The sequence below is a fragment of the Thomasclavelia sp. genome, from assembly GCF_017889095.1.
Lineage (GTDB): Bacteria > Bacillota_I > Bacilli_A > Erysipelotrichales > Coprobacillaceae > Thomasclavelia.
The window spans coordinates 1-1986 of the sequence record NZ_JAGHEW010000405.1; the positions used below are offsets into that span (position 1 = coordinate 1).

At 27.9% G+C, this 1986-nt stretch carries 3 protein-coding genes; all 3 read right to left on the reverse strand.

Annotation, left to right across the window (positions count from 1 at the left end; all coding sequences use genetic code 11):
* A partial coding sequence (locus tag J7M77_RS16735; RefSeq protein ID WP_296880633.1) for a SipW-dependent-type signal peptide-containing protein occupies positions 1–525 on the reverse strand: 525 nt, incomplete at its 3' end.
* Between the two features lie 22 nt (positions 526–547).
* The gene (locus tag J7M77_RS16740; RefSeq protein WP_296880634.1) at positions 548–1240 is read right to left on the reverse strand and encodes a signal peptide protein; all 693 of its coding nucleotides are present in this window, start codon (positions 1238–1240) and stop codon (positions 548–550) included.
* A 219-nt stretch (positions 1241–1459) separates the two neighbouring features.
* Positions 1460–1951, reverse strand: coding sequence for a signal peptidase I (locus tag J7M77_RS16745; RefSeq protein ID WP_296880635.1), 492 nt, complete (start codon positions 1949–1951; stop codon positions 1460–1462).
* Between the last annotated feature and the right edge of the window lie 35 nt (positions 1952–1986).

The following is a 1986-nucleotide window of genomic DNA, read 5'->3' on the forward strand; positions in this document are numbered from 1 at the left end:
ATTGATGTTAAATGATTTACCAACGACATCATTACCCCATGTAGACGGAATAGTGACATTATCAAATAATGTTACTACATCACCGGCACTCAAAGCATCTTTATAATAGAAATAGTATACTGTTACACCATCTTCTTTTGTTTCTACACTAGTCCAAAGAGAATTATCAATATCTAAATATTTATAAGTTCCATTTTCATTTTTCGCAAATAATTCTGTTGCTTTTTCTTCATTAAGATTACCAGTTACTGTAATTTTCATTCGTACATACGCATCCGCTGAACCTTCGACCACTTTAACAGTTGGGTCTTTTACAATAACTTGTCCAGGTTTGACATCTTCAATTTTACTATTTGGATTATTTTTACTCCATTCAGGTTCATATAAATCAATATCAACATGACCCATTGTTATTGTATTTATAGCATTATCAGTATCTGTAAAGTATGCTAATGTAACTCCTACTCCAATAATACCTACTAAAGCAATAGATAATACAAACTTTAATATTTTATTATTTTTCATACTAAATCACCTACATTTTTAACTAATTCTTACCTTTTAATAAATTTAATGCTTCAGTAATTGATTGAGTATCCGTTGCATTATTAGCCTGTACGGCTGCTGCTTTAATGACAATATCGCTTAATTTTCTATCTGATAATTCTTCTATGTCTTTAGCCGTTAAATTACCTACTTGAACCTGAGTGAAAATATCTTCTAATGTTGTATCACTATTGCTACTTGGAATAACTTTATAAGTATCATCAGTTTCCGGATTTTTTGTAGCTTTACTTCCAACATAAATGTAGTATTTAGTATTGTCTGCTGGAGTTACTTTATATTTTGTTTGGACTTCAGTTAATTCTTGCCAAATATTGTTGTTTAAATCTTTAATTGTCAATTTATCACCATTGGCATTTTCAACACTAACTACAACTAAACAATCTACACTATCAACACCTACTGTTACCGTTGGATCTTTTGGTAAAATTTGATTTGGTTCTAAGTTGAAATAATCATTTCCCTTATTTTTACCAGCAGAAACTCTATGCTCATCTGGATCAATAACTTTATTGTTATCTACTATTGCTTCATCTAATTTAATAGAAATCCCATTACTTGTAAATGTGAACTTATTTGTTAATTCCTCTGTATTAGCAGTTAAATAAGCTAATGTAGCTCCTACTCCTAAAGTTGCTACTAATCCTAATGACACAAATAAATTTCTTTTTTTCATAAATAATTTCCCCTTTCCATTTTATAAATATTTACTTGTTAATAAATCTTTTGGTAAATAGCTATTACACTACGAGTATATTAATAATAAGTCACATAATGGTTATAATTATTTCTATTGGTTAATTTTTTTTATTACTTTAAGACCTATTTAATACTCATGGCTAGATTATAGATAGCTATGGTTATATTAAAGTCATTTATTTGAACTTATCGATGTTTATACTATTTCTTTATCTTTTTCTACTAAATCAGGTAAGAAATTTAATAAAATTAAAATAATTACAATAACACAAATAATAGCAACTCCTAATGTTGTTTGCATATAAATGCTAAGATATCCTAATAGTGGAACATGGAAAAGCATTTTTCCAACTACATTGCTATAATTTATAGGACTGCTGTCATTTGTTTTATTAGCATCACCTTTAGTGATTATCTCATTAGTTTCTGGATTGTTTTCAACAACTCTATGAGTAACTAAAGTATCTGCACTAATTTTATAAGTAATAATATCCCCAGCTTCTAATGTTTTTGGTTCGACTTTTTTTATAATAACTAGTGAGCCAACTGATATTTTAGGTTCCATACTTCCACTTAAAACAGCCAAAGTATTGCCACCTAGTAATTTTGGTCCAACCATTATTGCTGATAGAATAATTAAAATAGTAACAATAATTGTATTTAAAATTTTACATATACGTGTAACCATATTTTTTCCTCCTTTATCATCAATAAATATCAAAT